Here is a 16,875-nt window from a genome sequence, read left to right as displayed (position 1 = left end):
GGTCACCTGTCCCGGCCGGTCACGCGGCCTGACCGCCGCCCGCGGCCCCCGCGGCGGCGAGCTCGTCCAGCAGCGCGGCGACCGCGGGCGGGCGGGGGCCGGCAGGCACCAGCGCGGCGATGCGGCGCTTGCCGAGGTCGGGCGCGGCCGGGACGGTCACGCCCGGTTCGCGGTGCAGCCCGAGCGCCAGGCCCGGCAGCGCGGTGACCGCCAGCCCGTGCGCGACGAGCCGCTGGACGGCGACGTGGTCGTCGGTGGCGAACGCGATCCGCGGCACGAACCCGGCGCGCCCGCACGCCCACCGCAGGTGGTCGCGGCAGCGCGCGCAGCCCGACGCCCACGTCTCCTCCGCCAGGTCCGCGAGCCGGACGGGCCCGGCGGCCAGCCGATGCCCGGCGGGCAGCGCGATGCGGATCGGGTCCTGGCACAGCACCGCCTCGCGGAACCGCGCGTCGGTGTCGGGCGGCAGGTACTCGTGGTTGAACACCACCGCCACGTCGACCTCGCCGGCCCGCAGCGCCGCCAGCGCCTGCGGCGGTTCGGCGTCCATCAGGGTGACGGTGACGCCGGGGGCGCGGTCGCGCAGCCCGGCGAGGGCGGCGGGCAGCAGCGCCGCCGCCGCGGTGGGGAACACCGCGATCCGCACCCGGCCGGCGCGCAGCCCGGCGACCGCGGCGATCCGCTCCTCGGCGTCGTCCATCCGGGCCAGGACGTCCTCGACGTGCTCGACCAGGATCCGGCCCGCCTCGGTGAGCCGGACGCCGCGGCCGTGCCGCACCACCAGCGGCGTGCCGACCTCGGCCTCCAGCCGCGCGATGTGGTGCGACACCGCCGGCTGGGTGTAGGCGAGCGACCGCGCGGCGGCCGTCATCGAGCCGAGCCGGGCGACCTCCCGCAGGATCCGCCCGCGATGCAGGTCCAGCATGACCGCAAGGTATCAACAGGATTGATGGGTCATCCAGAAAACCGTACTTTGTCCTATGGCGGGGTGGTGCACGACCATCAGGGCATGACCCTTTCCGTGCGGGAGGCGCAGCGGGAGTTCACCGCCGGCGTCGCCTACCTCAACACCGCCACCTACGGACTGCCGCCGCGCGCCGCCCACGAGGCGATGCTGGCGGCCGAGCGGGACCGGGCGGCCGGGCTGCTGGTGCCGGCCGACCTCGACGAGGCCGTCACCCGCTCCCGCGAGGCGTTCGCGCGGCTGCTCGGGCTGCCCGCGAGCCGCGTCGCCGCCGGCTCCCAGGCGTCCTACTTCGTCGGGCTCGTCGCGGCGTCGCTGCCCGCCGGCGCCCGCGTCCTGGTCGCCGAGGGCGACTTCACCTCGCTGCTGTTCCCGTTCCTGGCCCGCCCCGACCTGCAGGTCCGGGAGGTGCCGCTGGAGCGCATCGCCGAGCACGCCGGCGCCGGAACCGACCTGGTGGCGGTGTCGGCGGTGCAGTCGGCCGACGGGCGCATCGCCCCCATGGACGAGCTGATCGCCGCCGCGCACGCCGGCGGCGCCCGCGTCCTGCTGGACGCCACGCAGGCCGCCGGCTGGCTGCCGCTGCCCGCCGGCCGCGTCGACTGGCTGGTGTGCTCGGGCTACAAGTGGCTGCTCGGCCCGCGCGGCACCTGCTTCCTCGCCGGCACCGAGGAGGCGCTGGCCTCGCTCCCGCCGGTCGGCGCGGGCTGGTACGCCGGCGCCGACGTCTGGGACTCCATCTACGGCACGCCGCTGCGGCTGGCCTCCGACGCGCGGCGCCTGGACCTGTCGCCGGCGTGGCAGTGCTGGGCCGGGCACGCCCCCGCCCTGGAGCTGGTCGAGCGGGTCGGCGTCGCGGCGATCCACGAGCACGACGTGGCGCTGGCGCGCCGCTTCCAGGCCGCCCTCGGGCTGGAGCCCGGCGACTCGGCGATCGTGTCGGTGCCCGTCACCGCCGGCACCGCCGACCTGCTGCGCGCGGGCGGCGTGATCGCCTCGGTGCGGGCCGGGCGGCTGCGCTGCGCGTTCCACCTGTCCACCACCGAGGCCGACGTCGACAAGGCCGCCGGGCTGCTGGCCGCCCGCGTCGCCGCCTGACCGCCCCGAGGCCGGTCTCCGGCCGTCCCTTGACCGCGGCCCCCGGAAGGTCCGCAGATCTTACAAGTCTCGAACAAGGTGCCTTGACCGGCGCCTTCACGCGGGTCCGGGCCGCCGCCGCGCCCTACCGTTCGACGGCATGGACGTACTGCTGACCGGGTCGGCCGGTTTCATCGGTTCCCACATCGCCGAGGCCCTCACCGCCGCGGGCCACCGGGTCCGCGGCCTGGACCTGCGGCCCGACGGCCTCGCCCCCGCCGGCGGCGCGGCCGGCACCGCCGACGTCCGCGACGCCGCGGCCGTCGCGCGCCGGCTCAAGGGCGCGGACGCCGTCTGCCATCAGGCCGCCAAGGTCGGCCTCGGCGTGGATGTCTCCGACCTGCCCGACTACGCGTCGGTGAACGTGCACGGCACCGCGGTGCTGCTGGCCGAGATGGCCCGCGCCGGAGTCGGGACGCTGGTGCTGGCCTCCTCCATGGTCGTCTACGGGGAGGGCGCCTACACCTGCCGCGAGCACGGCCCCGTCCGCCCCGCGCCGCGCCCCGAAGAGGCACTGCGGGACGGACGGTACGAACCGGGCTGCCCCGACTGCGGCCGCCCCCTCGCGCCCGGCGCCGTCGCCGAGGACGCCGCCCTGGACCCCCGCAACGCCTACGCCGACACCAAGCTCGCCCAGGAGCACCTGGCGGCGTCGTGGGCGCGCGCGACCGGCGGGTCGGTCGCGGCGCTGCGCTACCACAACGTGTACGGGCCGCGGATGCCGCGCGACACCCCGTACGCGGGCGTCGCCGCGATCTTCCGGTCCCGGCTGATGAACGGCGAGGCGCCGCTGGTGTTCGAGGACGGCGCGCAGCGCCGCGACTTCGTGCACGTCCGCGACGTCGCCCGCGCCAACGTGCTCGCGCTGGAGCGCCTCGCCGCCGGCCCGCCCGCGCCCGGCGGCCTGCGCGCCTACAACATCGCCAGCGGCGAGCCCCGCACCATCGGCGACATGGCGGGCGCCCTGGCCGGCGTGTTCGGCGGCCCGGCGCCGCGCGTCACCGGCGGTCACCGCCTCGGCGACGTCCGCCACATCGTCGCCCGGCCCGACCGCGCCCGCCGCGAGCTCGGGTTCCGCCCGTCCGTGCCGTTCGGCGAGGGCATCGCCGAGTTCGCCCGGGACGGAGCCGGACCCGCCCGGCAGCCCGTCACCACTTCGTAAGGGTCGCCGCCCCGTCACCGAAAGTAGCGTCAGAGCCGTGATCGACGTGATTCTCCCGTGCCTCAACGAGGCCGAGGCACTGCCGTGGGTGCTGTCCCGGATGCCCGCCGGGTTCCGGCCCCTGGTGGTCGACAACGCCTCCACCGACGGGTCCGCGCGCGTGGCCGCGGACCACGGCGCCGAGGTGGTGCCGGCCCCGACCCGCGGGTTCGGCGCCGCCTGCCACCGCGGGCTGCTGGCCGCCACCGCCGAGGTCGTGTGCGTCATGGACGCCGACGCCTCGATGGACCCCGCGGAGCTGCCCCGCGTGGTCGCCGAACTCGACCGGCTCCAGGCCGGCGGACCGGCGCTGGTGCTGGGCCGGCGCCGCCCGGCGGCGCGCGGCGCCTGGCCGCCGCACGCGCGGCTCGGCAACGCCGTGCTGGCCCGGTCGCTGAACCGGCGCGCCGGCACCCGGCTGCACGACCTCGGCCCGATGCGCGCCGCGCGCCGCGCCGACCTGCTCGCCCTCGACCTGGCCGACCGCCGGTTCGGCTACCCGCTGGAGATGGTGCTGCGCGCCGCCCGCGCCGGCTGGCGGATCGGCGAGCTGGACGTGGCGTACCTGCCGCGCACCGGCCGGTCGAAGGTGACCGGGACGGTCGGCGGGACGGTCCGCGCCGTCCGCGACATGCGCCGCGTCCTGGCGGAGGTCTCCTCATGAGCGCCCCGCAGCACCGGCCGCCCGGCGACCCCGGCGGCGACCTCGGCGGCGGCGACGCCGACCTGCTCGTCATCGCCAAGCAGCCGGTGCCCGGCCGGGTGAAGACCCGGCTGACCAGCGCCTACACGCCCGCCGAGGCCGCCGCGCTCGCCGCGGCCGCCCTGCACGACACCCTCGCGGCGGTCGCCGCCACGCCCGCGCCGCGCCGCGTCCTGGCGCTCGCCGGGACGCCCGGCCCGTGGCTGCCGGGCGGGTTCACCGTGCTCGCCCAGCGCGGCGGCGGCCTGGACGAGCGGCTCGCGCACGCCTTCGCCGACGCCCACGCCGGTGCCGGAGGCGGCCGGCCGCTGGTCCTGATCGGGATGGACACCCCGCAGGTCACGCCCGCGCTGCTGGCCCGCGCCGGCCGCGCCCTGCGCGCGCACGACGCGGTGTTCGGCCCGGCGAGCGACGGCGGCTTCTGGCTGCTGGGGCTGCGCCGCCCCGACGAGCGGCTGCTGCTGGGCGTCCCGATGTCGCGGCCCGACACCGGAACGCTCCAGCTCGCCCGGCTGCGCGCCGCCGGGCTGCGGGTGGCGCGGATGCCGGAGCTGACCGACGTGGACACCCCGCCCGACGCCGCGGCGGTCGCCGCGGCGGCGCCCGGCGGCCGGTTCGCCGCCGCGGTGCGGGCCCTGGGCACCAGGGCCGTCGGGACCCGGACCGTCGAGGGGACCGTCCCGGCATGATCGGCGAACTGTACGAGGAGGCGCTGCGCGGCCGCGCGGCGGTGGAGATCGAGCACGCCGACGGCCGCCGCCGCCCGCTGCCGCTGCGGGACTGGCTGGCGCTGCGGGGCGGCGACACCGGCCTGCTGGACCGCTGCGCGGGGGCCACCCTCGACGTCGGGTCGGGGCCCGGACGGCTGACGGTGGCGCTGGGCCGGCGCGGGATCCCGGTGCTGGGCATCGACGTGGCGCCCCGCGCGGTCGCGCTGACCATCGCCGCGGGCGGCCCGGCGCTGTGCCGGGACGTGTTCGGGCGGGTGCCGGGCACGGGCCGGTGGCGCACGGTGCTGCTCGCCGACGGCAACATCGGCATCGGCGGCGACCCCGCCGCGCTGCTGCGCCGCGTCCTGGCCCTGCTGGGCCCCGGCGGGCGGGTGCTGATGGAGGTGGACCCGCCGGGCGCGGGGTCGCGGACCGAGCCGCTGCGGCTGCGCTCGGGCGGCGCCGTCGGCGAATGGTTCCCCTGGGCGCACGTGTCCGCCGACGGCGCCGCCGCGCTGGCCGCCGCGTGCGCGGCGACCGTCACCGAACTGTGGGAGGAGGCCGGCCGATGGTTCGCCGCGCTGCACCCCTGACCAGGCCCGCGTTCCGGCGGCCGGTACCGCCGGCGGTGCTGACCACCCTCCCGCGGCGCTTCACCAGCCGCCTGCACGACGAGCGCGTCGCCGCCTGGCTGGGCATCGCCCTCGGCGCCTGCTTCCTGGTGGCCTTCCTGACCGGGCTGGTCAGCCACTTCATGCAGCACCCAGCGGGCTGGATGGCCTGGCCGTCGCGTCCGGTGAACCTGTACCGGGTCACCCAGGGCCTGCACGTCATGACCGGACTGGCGGCGGTGCCGCTGCTGCTGGCCAAGCTGTGGACGGTCTACCCCAAGCTGCTGCAATGGCCGCCGGCCCGCTCCGTCCTGCACGCCACCGAGCGGCTGCTGGTGTTCGTCCTGGTCGGCGGGTCGCTGTTCCAGCTGGTCACCGGAGTGCTGAACATCAGCTACTGGTACGCGTTCGGGTTCTTCTTCACCACCGCGCACTACTGGACCGCCTACATCGTCATCGGCGCGCTGCTGATCCACATCGCCAACGAGTGGGCCAAGACGCGCCGCACGGTGATGACCCGCCCGCAGGACGGCCTCGGGCGGCGCGCGTTCCTGCTGACGGTCTTCGGGGCGAGCGGCGTGGTCGTCGCCACCACGGTCGGGGAGGCGTTCTCCCCGCTGGCGCGGCTGGCGGTCCTCGCGCCGCGCCGCCCCGGGATCGGGTCGCAGGACCTGCCGGTCAACAAGTCCGCCGCGGCGTCCGGCGTCACCGCGCTCGCCCGCGACCCCGCGTGGCGGCTGCAGGTCACCGGACGCGTCCGCCGCGAGCTGACCCTGTCGCTCGCCGAGCTGCAGGCGATGCCGATGCGCACGGCGCGGTTGCCGATCGCGTGCGTGGAGGGCTGGAGCGCCGAGGCGACCTGGGAGGGCGTGCGGCTGCGGGACCTGCTGCGCATGGCCGGCGTCGACGACGACGCCGGCGTCCGCGTCGAATCGCTGGAACGCTACGGCCTGTACCGCACCTCCCAGGTGCGGCCGCAGCACTGGCACGACCCGCTGACGCTGCTGGCGCTGCGGGTGAACGGCGAGCCCCTGGATCTCGACCACGGCTACCCGTGCCGTCTCATCGCACCGAACCGCCCCGGCGTCATGCAGACCAAGTGGGTCGGACGGCTGGTGGTCACATGAAGGCCCGCAAAGTGATGCGCATCCTGCCGTATGCGGCGGGGCTGGCGCTCATCGGCTTCGGGCTGCGCGGCATCGTCGCGGACGTCCCGGTCCGCGGCTGGGCGACCTGGTTCGTCGGGGCGGCCGTGCTGCACGACGGCGTGCTGGTCCCGGCCGTCCTGGTCGCGGGCCTGGTGACGGGCCGGATCCCCGTCGCCCACCGGCGGGTGGTGCGGGCCGCGCTGATCGTGGCGGCGTGCGTGACGGCGGTCGCGCTCCCGCTCGTCCTGGGATACGGGCGCCGCCCGGACGTCCCCTCGCAGCTGCCGCTGCCCTACGGCCGCAACCTGGCGATCGTCGTCGGCGCCATCGCCGCCGTGACGGTCGCGGTCACGGCGGCGCGCGCTGTGATCGCCCACCGCGCCGCACCGCCCCGGACCAAGAAGGAGGGGGACAGGTGACGGTCACCGACGCGCGGACGCGCCCGGACGCCGCCGGGACCGATGCCCGGCGATGGAGCCGGCCGGGATGGATCGCCGTGGCGGTGTGGGCGGCGGGGATCGCGGCGGTGTTCGCCGCCGGCTGGTACCTGCGGCGCGCCGGGCTGGAGACCGAGGACCTGCTGCCCCCGCTGCACGCGCGGGCCCGGGATCGGCCGCTGACGTGGCGGCTGGCGCCGGCCGCCGCGGCCGCGGCGGTCCTGGTGGCGGCGCTGCCGTGGGCGGCGGCGCGGCTGCGGTGGTGGACGCTGATGCCGCTGGCGTGGGCGGGCGCGGCGCTGTGGACGGTCGCGCTCGCGGTCGGCGACGGGTGGGACGCCCTCGCCCGGCCGCTGAACGCGCCGACGGAGTACCCGGCGGGACTGGCGCAGGTGCGGCCCGACCCGCTGGAGTGGCTGCGCACCTTCACCGAACGGCTCGGCGGCTACACCACGCACGTGCGGGGGCATCCGCCGCTGCCGACGCTGGCGTTGTGGGCGCTGGAGAAGGCGGGGCTGCCCGGCACCGGGTGGGCGGCGGCGTTCGTCATCGCGTCGGGGACGTCGGCGGTCGTGGCGATCGCGGTGACGCTGCGGTGCGCGGCGGGGGAGCGGGCGGCGCGGGCGTCGGTGCCGTTCCTGGTGCTGGCGCCGCTGGCGCTGTGGATCGCGACGGCGATGGACGCGTTCTTCCTGGCCGTCGGCGCATGGGGGACCGCGCTGACGGCGGTCGCGGCGCGCCGCGACCGCCGTCCCGTCCCGGCGGTCGCCGCCGCGGCCGCCGGCGGGCTGCTGCTGGGCGGCCTGCCGTACCTGTCGTACGGGCTGCTGCCGCTGTTCGCGGTGCCGCTGGCGGTGCTGCTGGTGATGCGGCCCCGCCTCCGAGTGCCGGCGGGGATCGGGGCGGGGCTGGCGGTGGTGCCGGCGGCGTTCACCCTGCTGGGTTTCTGGTGGCCCGACGGCGTCCGCGCCACCCTGGACACCTACCTGATCAGCCGCGGATCCGCGCAGCGGTCCTACGCCTACTTCCTGTTCGGCGACCTGGCGGTGCTGGGGCTGCTGACGGGCCCGGCGGTCGCCCACGCGCTGCCCCGCGCCGCGGGCACGCTGTGGCGCGCGGCGCGCACGCGGACGCTGCCCCCCGCGGCGGTGGTGGCGGTGACGGCGGGCGCGGCACTCGTGGGCGTGGCCGTCCTGGACCTGTCCGGGGTGACCAAGGGGGAGGTCGAGCGGATCTGGGTGCCGTTCGCCGCCTGGCTGGTGGCGGCCGCCGCGGTCCGCGGCGCGTCGCCGCGCGGCTGGCTGGCGGCGCAGGCGGCCACGGCCCTCACCGTCCAGGCCCTGGTCCTGTCGGCCTGGTGATCACGCCCCGGCGGCATCGCCGGGCGCGGCCGGTCCCGCCCGCGCCGCCGGCCCTCCGCTACCAGGGGACGGGGCCGTCGTCGTCGAAGAACCCGCCGGTGGGGCCGCCGTCCTCCAAGGTCGCCATCCGGATCGCGATGGCGGCGCCGTCCTCGGCGGTGCGGGTGATCGTGCGGCCCGCGCGGATGTGCTCGATGGCGAAGTCGGTGGCGCAGGGCCCGGGGGCGACGGCGTTCACCAGGATGCCGGTGTCGCGAAGCTGCTTGGCGTACTGGACGGTCAGCATGTTCAGCGCGGCCTTGGACTGCGGGTAGGACGCCACGGCGCCGAGGTTCCAGAAGTAGTGGTCGGGGTCGGTCATGTGGGTCAGCGACCCGGTGCCGCTGGAGACGTTGACGATCCGGCCGGCGGGGGAGCGGCGCAGCAGCGGCAGCAGCGCGTTGGTCACCCGCATCACGCCGAACACGTTGGTGTCGAACACCCGCCGGACGTGGTCCAGATCGGCGTCGGCCGGCCGGTCGCCGGGGCCCTCGGAGATGCCGGCGTTGTTGACCAGCACGTCCAGCCGCCCCGGGGAGGCGGCCACGGCGTCGGCGGCGGCCCGCACGCTCGCGTCGTCGGTGACGTCCAGCCGGACGAACCGGACGTCGTGCCCCGCGTCGCGCAGCTCCGCGGCGGCCTTCTCGCCGAGATCGGGGTTGCGGGCGGCCAGAAGGACGGTCATGCCGCGCGCGGCCAGCCCCGCCGCGACGGCGTGCCCGATGCCCTTGTTCGCCCCGGTGACCAGGGCGACCTTGTCGTTGACGGTTCGTTCGCTCATGCCTCCGACTCCATCACCGCACCCCCGCCGGACTCCAACACCGATCGCGCCACGACCGATACCCTGGAGGTATGGATCTGGTGGAGACGCGGGAGCTGGCCTACTTCCTGGAGGTCGCGCGGGAGCTGCACTTCGGGCGGGCCGCCGAGCGGCTCGGCATCGCGCAGCCGCCGCTGTCGCGGGCGATCGCGCGGCTGGAGCGGCGGCTCGGCGTCCGGCTGCTGGAGCGCACCAGCCGCCGGGTGACGCTGACCCCGGCCGGCGAGACGCTGCTGGCCGAGGGCGGCGCGGCGCTGGCGTCGGTGCAGGCGGCGGTGCGGCGCACCCGCCGCGCCGGGCCGTCCGGGGCGCGGCTGGTGCTGGCGATGAAGCCGGGCGGGGACGGCGGCGGGCTGCTGCCGGAGATGCTCGCCGAATACGAGCGGGAGCCGGACGCGCTGCCGGTGGAGATGGTGTTCGGGTACGGGGCGCGCCAGCGGCTGGACGACGGGACCGCCGACGCCGCGCTGCTGTACGCGCCGCGCGCCGACCTCACCGGCCTGGCCTTCGAGGAACTGATGGTGGAGCCGCAGGACGTCGTCCTGCCCCGCGCGCACCGGCTGGCCGGACGCGACAGCGTGTCGATGGCCGACCTGGCGGGCGAGGTGCTGCCGCGGCTGCCGCACCGGCCCGACGAGGGCGACGGCCCGCTGGTGACCGACGGCGGCCAGGTGATGCAACTGATCGCGCTCGGCCGGATCGTGGCGGTGCTGCCGCGCTCGTACCGGCGGCTGCTGCGCGAGGACCTGACGGCGGTGCCGGTACCCGACGCGCCGCCGACGACGCTGGTGCTGGCGTGGCCCGAGCAGTCCCGGTCGCGGGCGCTGGCGGCGTTCGTCCGCGTCACCGCCGCGGTCGCCGCCCGCCACAACGCCCGCCCGGACGCGTGCTCGCGCCCCCTTCAGGCCGTCCCCGACCTGGGCTGACGAGGGCCGCGAGAAAAATCCGGGAAAAAGTCCGGCGCGATGTCGATCCGGCGCCGGCCCGTGCGACGCGTCAGTGAAGGCACGAAACGAGCACCTCGCACGGAAGGACGCCGCCATGACCGTCACCCAGATCCTCGCCGCCCCCGCCGCCGCCCCGACCGGCACCGTCCAGCGCCGCCGCCGCGTCCTGCGCCGGGCGCTGTGGGCCGCGCAGATCCTCATCGCCGCGTTCCTGCTCCTCGCCTCGGCGATGCCGAAGTTCGCCGGGCAGGCCGACGCGGTCGAGACCTTCACCAGGATCGGCTGGGGCCAGTGGTTCCGGTACCTGACCGGGACCGTCGAGGCCGCCGGCGCGATCGGCCTGGTGGTCCCGCGGCTGGCCGGGTTCGCCGCGACCGCGCTGATCGGCCTGCTGGCCGGCGCGGTCCTCACCCACCTGCTGGTGCTGGACGCCGCGTGGGCGCTGTTCCCCGCCGCGCTGGCCGCGGTGTGCGCGGTGATCGCCTGGGACCGCCGCGCCGAGACCGCCGACCTGCTGCGCTCCCTGACCGCCCGGTCCCGCCGGTGAAGCGGGCGCCCTCCCGGTCGGGGGGGGGGGGCGGGGGCGAGGCCCGCGCGGCCCGACCGCTTCCGCCGCCGTTCGGCGGGCGCGGCGCCGGGCGCGGTGTCAGGCGTCCGGCCAGGTGATGAGGGTGCGGGCCCAGGTCAGGCCCGCGCCGAACCCGGCGAGCAGCACCAGGTCGCCGCCTTGGACGCGGCCGGTGCGCACGGCGCGGTCCAGCGCGTAGGGCAGGCTGGCGGCGCCGATGTTGCCGACGTCCTCCCCGGCGATCATCAGCTGGGCGGGGTCGAGGCCGACGCGCCCGGCCAGGGACGCCACCAGCCGCGGGTTGGGCTGGTGCGGGACCACCAGGGCGAGGTCGGCGGGTTTGACCGCGGCGTCCTCGCAGGCCTCGGCGACGAGCCGGGGGAGGATCGCGGTGATGAAGTCGCGGACGGCGCGGCCGTCCATGTGGATGGTGTGGCCGAGATCGGCCAGTGTGGCGGGGCTGGCGGGACGGCGGCCGCCGCCGGCGGGGATGAGCACGTCGCCGGCGCGGGTGCCGTCCGAGCCGAGCGTGACCGGCCCGATCCCGTAGGGGGCGGGGACGGGCCCGACGACCGCGGCGGCGGCGCCGTCGCCGAACAGCGCGGCGGTGCCGCGGTCGGCCGGGTCGAGGAACCGCGAGTACACCTCGACGCCGATGACCAGCGCGTACGGGGCGGCGCCGCGCTGGGCGGCGAGCCAGCCGAGCGCGGCCTGCAGCCCGAACACGAAGCCGCTGCAGGCGGCGGCGACGTCGAAGGCCGCGGCGGCCCTGGCGCCGATCAGGGCCTGGACGCGGCAGGCGGTGGAGGGGCCCAGCTCATCGGGGGTGGAGGTGCCCAGCACGATCAGCCCGATGTCGGCGGGCCGCAGACCGGCCGCGTCCAGCGCCTCGTGCGCGGCGGCGGCGGCGAGGTCGGAGGCGGCCTGCCCGGGGGCGGCGACGTGCCGGTTGCGGATGCCGGTGCGCCGCTCGATCCAGCCGGGCTCCAGCCCGAGGGAGCGCGACACCTCGGTGCTGGGGACCCGCCGTTCGGGCAGGTGGGAGCCGGTGCCGCGGATCGCCCACCGGGTGTGCGCGGGCTGCTGCTCGCTCCAGGTCATGCGTCGCTCCCCCCAACCGGCGGTGAGGCCGGTGGTCGTCGTCGGCCGGTCCGGCCCGGCGCCGCCGGCCGGCCGCCCGGTGATCCTCTCCGGTGCACCGACGGTTGCCAGGCGGATTCCATAAGTGAATAATCCCATTTCAGGATGTGTGTTCCATAACTCCCCGCTAAGTGGCCTTTATCCGAATAGAAAAGAGATCCTTCCTTTCAGGTAAGGAGACCCCGCGTGTCCCATCCCTCTTTCCAGCCGGACGGCCCCTTCGATCCCGCCGGGGAGCTCAAGCCCGACGACGTCTGCGCGTTCCTGTTCGCCGGGACCGGCTCGGCCGGCGTGCCGGACCTGCCCGCCCTGGCACGTTCCGGGCCCGCCGCCGCACGCGCCGCCGCCGACGTCCTGGACGCCGTCCAGGAGGGCCTGCCGGACGGCTGGCCCTCGATGCGCGCGATCCTGCTGGAGGACCCCGCCGGCTACCGCGCCGCGGCCCGCGCCCCCGGCGTCGCCCAGCTCGCCGGCTACGCCTCCTCCGTCGCCGTCGACCGGGCGCTGCGCGCCATGGGCGTGCAGCCCGGCTTCGCCGTCGGGCAGAGCTTCGGGGAGATCGCCGCGATGGTGTGCGCGGGCGTGTTCGCCATCGCCGACGGCGCCCGGATGGCCGTCGGCCTCGTCGACGTGCTGTCCCGGCGCGGCGCCGGCGGCGGCATGGCGCTGCTGGAGGCCGGCGAGGACGGCGCCCGCGCCTGCATCGGCGCCGCCGGCGCCCCCGAGGTCGTCGTCGCGTGCCTGAACGCCCCCTCGGTCACCGTCGTCTCCGGCCCCGACGCGCCGCTGGAGGCGGTACTGGACGCCGCCCGCGGCGCCGGGGTGCGCGCCGTCCGGCTCGCCGTGCCCTACCTGTCGCACCATCCCGCGATGGCCGGCGCCGACGACGAGTGGTACGCGATGATCCGCCCGTTCCCGCAGCGGCCGCTGGAGGTGCCGGTGCACTCCCCGGTGCGCGGACGCGCCTACCGCGACGACGACGACCTGCACCGGGCGCTGGCCGACTGCATCGTCAAACCCGTCCGGCTGCCGGAGACGCTGCGGGCCGTGCACGCCGCCGGCGCGACGGTGTTCGCCGAGGCGGGGGCCGGCAACGCGCTGTGCCAGTGCGCCCGCCTCAGCGTGCCGGACGCGCACACCTTCCTGGTGCCGCTGCGCGACCGGCCGCGCCGCGGCGTGCCGCGGCCCCGCACCACCGAGACCGCGCCCGACGTGACGGGCCCCGGCGTCCCCGGCGACGGGTCGCCGGTCGGCAAGTCCGCGCCCGGCGTCGCCCCCGACCCGCAGGCCTGAACCCGCGAGCCCGCCTTCCCGGCCCCGACCACTCCGTCCCGACAGGAGAGCAGATGGGCATGTCCATGGGCACCTCCCCCGATGGCGACCTCGCCGGTTTCGTGCGCGGCGCGTCCCCCGGCCCCAAGCTCCGCGAACGGCTCGCCGACGCCGTCCCCGAGGAGTTCTTCACCTACCCCGGCGACCTGACCGCCCGCGACCACCAGGCCCTCACCTACGCGCGGCTGCGGCGCGCCGGGCTCGCCGCGCCGCCCGGGTCCGAACTGCTGGACGACCCGCCGGCGCTGTGCGCGCTGCTGGAACGCGCCGCGATCGCCGACCCCGCGCTGTTCCACGTGATGATGCTGCACTACACCCTCGCGCTCGGCCCGATCCTGCGGTTCGGCCCCGGGAAGGACCAGCCGGGGACCGCGCGCGAGTCGCTGGAGTCGATGGACTCGTTCGGGGCACTGCTGATGACCGAGGTCGGCCGCAGCAACAGCCACCTGTCGCCGCGCACCGTCGCCGTCCACGACCCCGCCACCGGCGGGTTCGTGCTGCGCACCCCCGACGTGCAGGCCGCCAAGTTCCCCACCAGCACCGCCCACCCCGACGTCCCCAAGACCGCCTGCGTCTACGCCACCCTGGTGCACGGCGGCGAGGAACGCGGGGTGTTCGTGTTCGCGGTGCCGGTGCGCGGCCCCGACGGCGCCGCGCCGCCCGGCGTGCGGATCGTCCCGGCGCCCGAGACGACCGGGCTGCAGGTCGACTACGCGGCCGTGCTGCTGGAGGACCTGCACGTCCCCTACGAGGCGTGGCTGCGCGACGGCGCCCGCATCGACGCCGACGGCTCCTTCCACGACCCGGCCGGGTCGCCGGCGGCGCGGCTGACCCGCTCGATGGGGATCGCGCCCGCGGTGTGGCGGGCGGTGATCTCGGCGTCGGCGGCGATCACCCGCGCGTCCGCCGGGATGCTGCTGGCGCACTCGGCGGGCCGCTCCACCCTCGGCCGGCTCGCGCCGCGCCGCCCGCTGACCGACTACCGCAACCAGCAGGAGGCGGTGCTGGGCGCGCTGGCGTCGGCGTACGCGCTGACCGCCGTCGCCTCCCACGTCAAGACCCGCCGCACCTCCGCCGACGCCCCGGCCGGCGGGCCGCAGACCGCGTGGGCGCCCTGGTCGGCGGTCGACCGGGACCTTGCGCTGCTGAAGGCGGCGGCCACCGTCGCCGCGCAGGAGACGGTGTCGACGTGCCGGGTGCACTCGGGCGCGCCCGGGTTCGCGGCCGTCGAGCGCCTCAACGCCTACCGGGGCCTCAGCCACGCCTACATGAACGCCGGCGGCGACAACGAGCTGATCCTGTACGACACGGCGCGGGCGATGGCCGACCTGGACCGCTACACCCCGCCCGGGGCGGTGCCCGGCCCGCCCGACGACGGCGACCTGGACTCCCCGCGGGTGTGGCTGTTCCTGGCGCGCGAGGCCGAGCGGCGGATGCGCGACCGGCTCGCCGAACGGGTCCGGGCCGCCGCCGACGCGGGCGCCGACCCGTTCACCGCCTGGAACGACAACCTGGTGCTGGCCGCGCGGACCGCGACCGCCTGCGCCGACCGCCTCACGCTGGAGATCTGCGACGCCGCCCGGGAGTCCGGGCCGCCGGCGCTGGGTCCCGTCCTGCGGCTGCACGCCCTGAACTGGATGGACCGCCGCGCCGCCGGGCTGCTGGACGAGGGCGTGGTGCCGCCCGGCTGGCTGGAGGAGGTGCACGCGGCGCGGCGGCGGACCTGCGACGAGCTGGCGCCGCGCGCTGCGGAGCTGGCGGCGGCGTTCGAGCTGCCCCCGGTGATCACCGCGCCGGCGGCGTTCCTGACCGGCGGGTGACCCGCCCGGCACGCCACGCCGGGAATGGGGGAATCAGCCGGGGGAACCGGCGGGGACTGGCTACCGTTCTGCTTAGACAGGCCGCGGGTGACCGTCATCCGCCCGGTCCGATACGGAGGTAGGCACAGTGGGAGTCAGTCTGAGCAAGGGCGGCAACGTCTCGTTGACCAAGGAGGCTCCCGGACTGACCGCGGTCGTGGTGGGTCTGGGCTGGGACGTGCGGACGACGACCGGAACCGACTTCGACCTGGACGCCAGCGCGCTGCTGTGCTCGGCGGAGAACAAGGTGCTGTCGGACCAGCACTTCGTGTTCTTCAACAACCTCAAGAGCCCCGACGGGTCGGTGGAGCACACCGGCGACAACCTGACCGGCGAGGGGGAGGGCGACGACGAGCAGATCAAGGTGGACCTGCAGAACGTCCCGGCCGAGGTGTCCAAGATCGTGTTCCCGGTGTCGATCTACGACGCCGACGGCCGGCAGCAGAGCTTCGGCCAGGTCCGCAACGCCTTCATCCGGGTGGTGAACCAGGCCGGCGGCGGCGAGATCGCCCGCTACGACCTGTCCGAGGACGCCTCGACCGAGACCGCGATGGTGTTCGGCGAGCTGTACCGCAGCGGCGCGGAGTGGAAGTTCCGCGCGGTCGGCCAGGGGTACGCGTCGGGGCTGGCGGGCATCGCCGCCGACTTCGGCGTGAACGTCTGACCGGCGGGCCCGCGCGCGGGCTCTGTGCCGGAGGCCTGGAAGGGGCGGGACGCCTGCGTCCCGCCCCTTCGGCGTCCCCGGAACCTGCGCCAGGGGGCCGGTGTCCGCGGTCGGCGTCGGGGAGTCAGTGTCCGGCGGGGACGACGGCGAGGGCCTCGACCTCGATGAGCAGGTCGTCGCGGACCAGCCCGGACACCTGGATCAGGGACGCGGCGGGGTCGACGCCGGCGGGCAGCATCTCGGTGCGGACGGCCCGCACGACGCCGACCTGGCTCGCGTCCCGCAGGAAGTAGCCGAGCCGGACCACGTGCTCCCAGCGGGCGCCGGCGGCGGCCAGCGCGGCCTGCAGGTTGGTGAACACCTGCCGGGTCTGGGCCGCGAGGTCGCCGGGGCCGACGAGGTTCCCGGCGGCGTCCAGGGCGATCTGGCCGCTGAGCACCAGGAGGCGTCCGGGGACGTCCACGGACACGACGTGGCTGTAGCCGGGGCCGGGCGCCAGGTCCGGCGCGTTGATCTGGCGGATCGTGTTGCCCGCCGGTCGCTGTTCGCTCACGCGATCACGTTACCGGCGCGCCGGGGGGCGGGTTCCCCGCGCTCGCCCGGTCGAGCCGTCCTCCGCCCCGGGGGGCGTGGCCGTTGCCGGTGCGGCCGGTCGCATGCCGCTCATCTCGATCTCGTCTCCCTCAGTCGAGTCGGCTCGCGTCGATCGAGGTCAGGCGCTCGGCGGCGTCGGGGTCCGCTTCGCTGATGCGGTTCAGCAGGTGGTTCAGCCGGGCGTGCAGAGCGTCGAAGTCCTCCGGACCGGTCAGTTCGGCCCACCGCTGTTCGATGCGGTCTCCCGCGCCGGCCGCCACCGGCTGGACCGCTCTTCCCCGCTCGGTGAGGACGACCAGCCGGGACCTGCCGTCGCGGGGATTGGGGCGGCGCTCCAGGTAGCCGGCCCGCTCCAACTGGTCGACCGACTGCGCCATGGTCTGTTTGCGCACACCGGCGCGGACGGCCAGGTCGCGGACCGCGATGCCCTCCGGCGGGACGAACGGGAACACCTTCGCGTCCCCGGACCGGATGTCGCCGAAGCCCGCCTCGGCCAGGGCCGCCTCGATGCCGAGGGTGTACTCGCGGTGGAGCAGGCGCAGGAGCAGCGACAGCCGCGATCGCCGTGAAGAGAGGTCTCCCTCCATATTGACAGGCTCCTGTCTACTTTCTATGTTGGTCAGGTACCTGTCTAGTATGC

At 76.6% G+C, this 16,875-nt stretch carries 18 protein-coding genes; 13 read left to right on the top strand and 5 right to left on the bottom strand.

The features are described 5' to 3' along the window. Nucleotides 1–19: 19 nt before the first annotated feature. Nucleotides 20–925: a LysR family transcriptional regulator gene (locus tag ACA514_RS43605; protein ID WP_375047357.1), complete on the bottom strand. Its 906-nt coding sequence runs from the start codon at nucleotides 923–925 to the stop codon at nucleotides 20–22. 84 nt (nucleotides 926–1,009) lie between these two features. Here ACA514_RS43605 and ACA514_RS43600 point away from each other — a divergent pair, with 84 nt between their 5' ends. The 8 genes from ACA514_RS43600 to ACA514_RS43565 all read left to right on the top strand — a co-directional run bounded on the left by ACA514_RS43600 (nucleotide 1,010) and on the right by ACA514_RS43565 (nucleotide 8,272). Beyond that, nucleotides 1,010–2,062 carry an aminotransferase class V-fold PLP-dependent enzyme gene (locus tag ACA514_RS43600; protein ID WP_375047356.1) on the top strand — a complete coding sequence of 351 codons (1,053 nt, stop codon included), beginning with the start codon at nucleotides 1,010–1,012 and terminating at the stop codon, nucleotides 2,060–2,062. A 139-nt stretch (nucleotides 2,063–2,201) separates the two neighbouring features. Next, nucleotides 2,202–3,263: an NAD-dependent epimerase/dehydratase family protein gene (locus ACA514_RS43595; RefSeq protein ID WP_375047355.1), complete on the top strand. Its 1,062-nt coding sequence runs from the start codon at nucleotides 2,202–2,204 to the stop codon at nucleotides 3,261–3,263. Nucleotides 3,264–3,300: 37 nt separating this feature from the next. Beyond that, on the top strand, nucleotides 3,301–3,966 hold the full coding sequence (locus ACA514_RS43590; protein ID WP_375047354.1) for a glycosyltransferase family 2 protein: 666 nt from the start codon (nucleotides 3,301–3,303) through the stop codon (nucleotides 3,964–3,966). Next, nucleotides 3,963–4,694: a TIGR04282 family arsenosugar biosynthesis glycosyltransferase gene (locus ACA514_RS43585; protein WP_375047353.1), complete on the top strand. Its 732-nt coding sequence runs from the start codon at nucleotides 3,963–3,965 to the stop codon at nucleotides 4,692–4,694. The genes ACA514_RS43590 and ACA514_RS43585 overlap by 4 nt, the downstream gene beginning before the upstream one ends. After that, nucleotides 4,691–5,308, top strand: a complete 618-nt coding sequence (locus ACA514_RS43580) for an SAM-dependent methyltransferase (RefSeq protein ID WP_375047352.1) — start codon at nucleotides 4,691–4,693, stop codon at nucleotides 5,306–5,308. The genes ACA514_RS43585 and ACA514_RS43580 overlap by 4 nt, the downstream gene beginning before the upstream one ends. Further along, nucleotides 5,284–6,453: a molybdopterin-dependent oxidoreductase gene (locus ACA514_RS43575; RefSeq protein ID WP_375047351.1), complete on the top strand. Its 1,170-nt coding sequence runs from the start codon at nucleotides 5,284–5,286 to the stop codon at nucleotides 6,451–6,453. Before ACA514_RS43580 ends, ACA514_RS43575 begins: the two co-directional genes overlap by 25 nt. Then, nucleotides 6,450–6,893, top strand: a complete 444-nt coding sequence (locus ACA514_RS43570) for a hypothetical protein (RefSeq protein ID WP_375047350.1) — start codon at nucleotides 6,450–6,452, stop codon at nucleotides 6,891–6,893. Before ACA514_RS43575 ends, ACA514_RS43570 begins: the two co-directional genes overlap by 4 nt. Next, complete coding sequence (locus ACA514_RS43565; protein ID WP_375047349.1) at nucleotides 6,890–8,272, top strand: hypothetical protein; 1,383 nt, start codon at nucleotides 6,890–6,892, stop codon at nucleotides 8,270–8,272. The genes ACA514_RS43570 and ACA514_RS43565 overlap by 4 nt, the downstream gene beginning before the upstream one ends. A gap of 58 nt (nucleotides 8,273–8,330) precedes the next feature. On the opposite strand, the gene ACA514_RS43560 is transcribed toward ACA514_RS43565, so the two are convergent. Continuing rightward, nucleotides 8,331–9,092: an SDR family oxidoreductase gene (locus ACA514_RS43560; RefSeq protein ID WP_375047348.1), complete on the bottom strand. Its 762-nt coding sequence runs from the start codon at nucleotides 9,090–9,092 to the stop codon at nucleotides 8,331–8,333. Between the two features lie 71 nt (nucleotides 9,093–9,163). Between ACA514_RS43560 and ACA514_RS43555 the strand changes: the two genes are divergently transcribed. Further along, nucleotides 9,164–10,057 (top strand): LysR family transcriptional regulator, encoded by an 894-nt coding sequence (locus tag ACA514_RS43555; RefSeq protein ID WP_375047347.1) that lies wholly within the window; start codon nucleotides 9,164–9,166, stop codon nucleotides 10,055–10,057. A 115-nt stretch (nucleotides 10,058–10,172) separates the two neighbouring features. Beyond that, nucleotides 10,173–10,625 (top strand): DoxX family protein, encoded by a 453-nt coding sequence (locus ACA514_RS43550; RefSeq protein ID WP_375047346.1) that lies wholly within the window; start codon nucleotides 10,173–10,175, stop codon nucleotides 10,623–10,625. Between the two features lie 99 nt (nucleotides 10,626–10,724). On the opposite strand, the gene ACA514_RS43545 is transcribed toward ACA514_RS43550, so the two are convergent. Further along, entirely contained in the window at nucleotides 10,725–11,747 is a 1,023-nt protein-coding gene (locus ACA514_RS43545; protein ID WP_375047345.1) for a 3-oxoacyl-ACP synthase III family protein, read from the bottom strand. Nucleotides 11,748–11,972: 225 nt separating this feature from the next. Here ACA514_RS43545 and ACA514_RS43540 point away from each other — a divergent pair, with 225 nt between their 5' ends. From ACA514_RS43540 to ACA514_RS43530, 3 genes are all read left to right on the top strand, one after another. After that, nucleotides 11,973–13,079, top strand: coding sequence for an ACP S-malonyltransferase (locus ACA514_RS43540; RefSeq protein WP_375047344.1), 1,107 nt, complete (start codon nucleotides 11,973–11,975; stop codon nucleotides 13,077–13,079). 53 nt (nucleotides 13,080–13,132) lie between these two features. Continuing rightward, a complete protein-coding gene (locus ACA514_RS43535) occupies nucleotides 13,133–14,938 on the top strand; it encodes an acyl-CoA dehydrogenase (RefSeq protein ID WP_375047343.1) in 1,806 nt (601 codons plus the stop codon). A gap of 127 nt (nucleotides 14,939–15,065) precedes the next feature. Continuing rightward, nucleotides 15,066–15,641, top strand: a complete 576-nt coding sequence (locus tag ACA514_RS43530) for a TerD family protein (protein WP_375047342.1) — start codon at nucleotides 15,066–15,068, stop codon at nucleotides 15,639–15,641. A 124-nt stretch (nucleotides 15,642–15,765) separates the two neighbouring features. Here the strand turns inward: ACA514_RS43530 and ACA514_RS43525 are convergent, their stop codons facing one another. Further along, a complete protein-coding gene (locus ACA514_RS43525) occupies nucleotides 15,766–16,194 on the bottom strand; it encodes a RidA family protein (RefSeq protein ID WP_375047341.1) in 429 nt (142 codons plus the stop codon). Nucleotides 16,195–16,324: 130 nt separating this feature from the next. Continuing rightward, complete coding sequence (locus ACA514_RS43520) at nucleotides 16,325–16,822, bottom strand: MarR family winged helix-turn-helix transcriptional regulator (protein ID WP_375047340.1); 498 nt, start codon at nucleotides 16,820–16,822, stop codon at nucleotides 16,325–16,327. Nucleotides 16,823–16,875 lie beyond the last annotated feature (53 nt).

It is taken from the genome of Actinomadura sp. NTSP31 (assembly GCF_041951385.1).
Taxonomy (GTDB): Bacteria; Actinomycetota; Actinomycetes; order Streptosporangiales; family Streptosporangiaceae; genus Spirillospora; species Spirillospora napierensis.
Note: the sequence above shows the minus strand (reverse complement) of the source record. Positions and strands in the feature narration are given on the sequence as shown.

What these genes read in the sequence shown, in the direction of transcription:
- ACA514_RS43605 (WP_375047357.1), bottom strand. Translation starts at nt 925, where the DNA reads ATGCTGGACCTGCATCGCGGGCGGATCCTGCGGGAGGTCGCCCGGCTC.
- ACA514_RS43600 (WP_375047356.1), top strand. Translation starts at nt 1,010, where the DNA reads ATGACCCTTTCCGTGCGGGAGGCGCAGCGGGAGTTCACCGCCGGCGTC.
- ACA514_RS43595 (WP_375047355.1), top strand. Translation starts at nt 2,202, where the DNA reads ATGGACGTACTGCTGACCGGGTCGGCCGGTTTCATCGGTTCCCACATC.
- ACA514_RS43585 (WP_375047353.1), top strand. Translation starts at nt 3,963, where the DNA reads ATGAGCGCCCCGCAGCACCGGCCGCCCGGCGACCCCGGCGGCGACCTC.
- ACA514_RS43580 (WP_375047352.1), top strand. Translation starts at nt 4,691, where the DNA reads ATGATCGGCGAACTGTACGAGGAGGCGCTGCGCGGCCGCGCGGCGGTG.
- ACA514_RS43575 (WP_375047351.1), top strand. Translation starts at nt 5,284, where the DNA reads ATGGTTCGCCGCGCTGCACCCCTGACCAGGCCCGCGTTCCGGCGGCCG.
- ACA514_RS43570 (WP_375047350.1), top strand. Translation starts at nt 6,450, where the DNA reads ATGAAGGCCCGCAAAGTGATGCGCATCCTGCCGTATGCGGCGGGGCTG.
- ACA514_RS43560 (WP_375047348.1), bottom strand. Translation starts at nt 9,092, where the DNA reads ATGAGCGAACGAACCGTCAACGACAAGGTCGCCCTGGTCACCGGGGCG.
- ACA514_RS43555 (WP_375047347.1), top strand. Translation starts at nt 9,164, where the DNA reads ATGGATCTGGTGGAGACGCGGGAGCTGGCCTACTTCCTGGAGGTCGCG.
- ACA514_RS43550 (WP_375047346.1), top strand. Translation starts at nt 10,173, where the DNA reads ATGACCGTCACCCAGATCCTCGCCGCCCCCGCCGCCGCCCCGACCGGC.
- ACA514_RS43545 (WP_375047345.1), bottom strand. Translation starts at nt 11,747, where the DNA reads ATGACCTGGAGCGAGCAGCAGCCCGCGCACACCCGGTGGGCGATCCGC.
- ACA514_RS43535 (WP_375047343.1), top strand. Translation starts at nt 13,133, where the DNA reads ATGGGCATGTCCATGGGCACCTCCCCCGATGGCGACCTCGCCGGTTTC.
- ACA514_RS43520 (WP_375047340.1), bottom strand. Translation starts at nt 16,822, where the DNA reads ATGGAGGGAGACCTCTCTTCACGGCGATCGCGGCTGTCGCTGCTCCTG.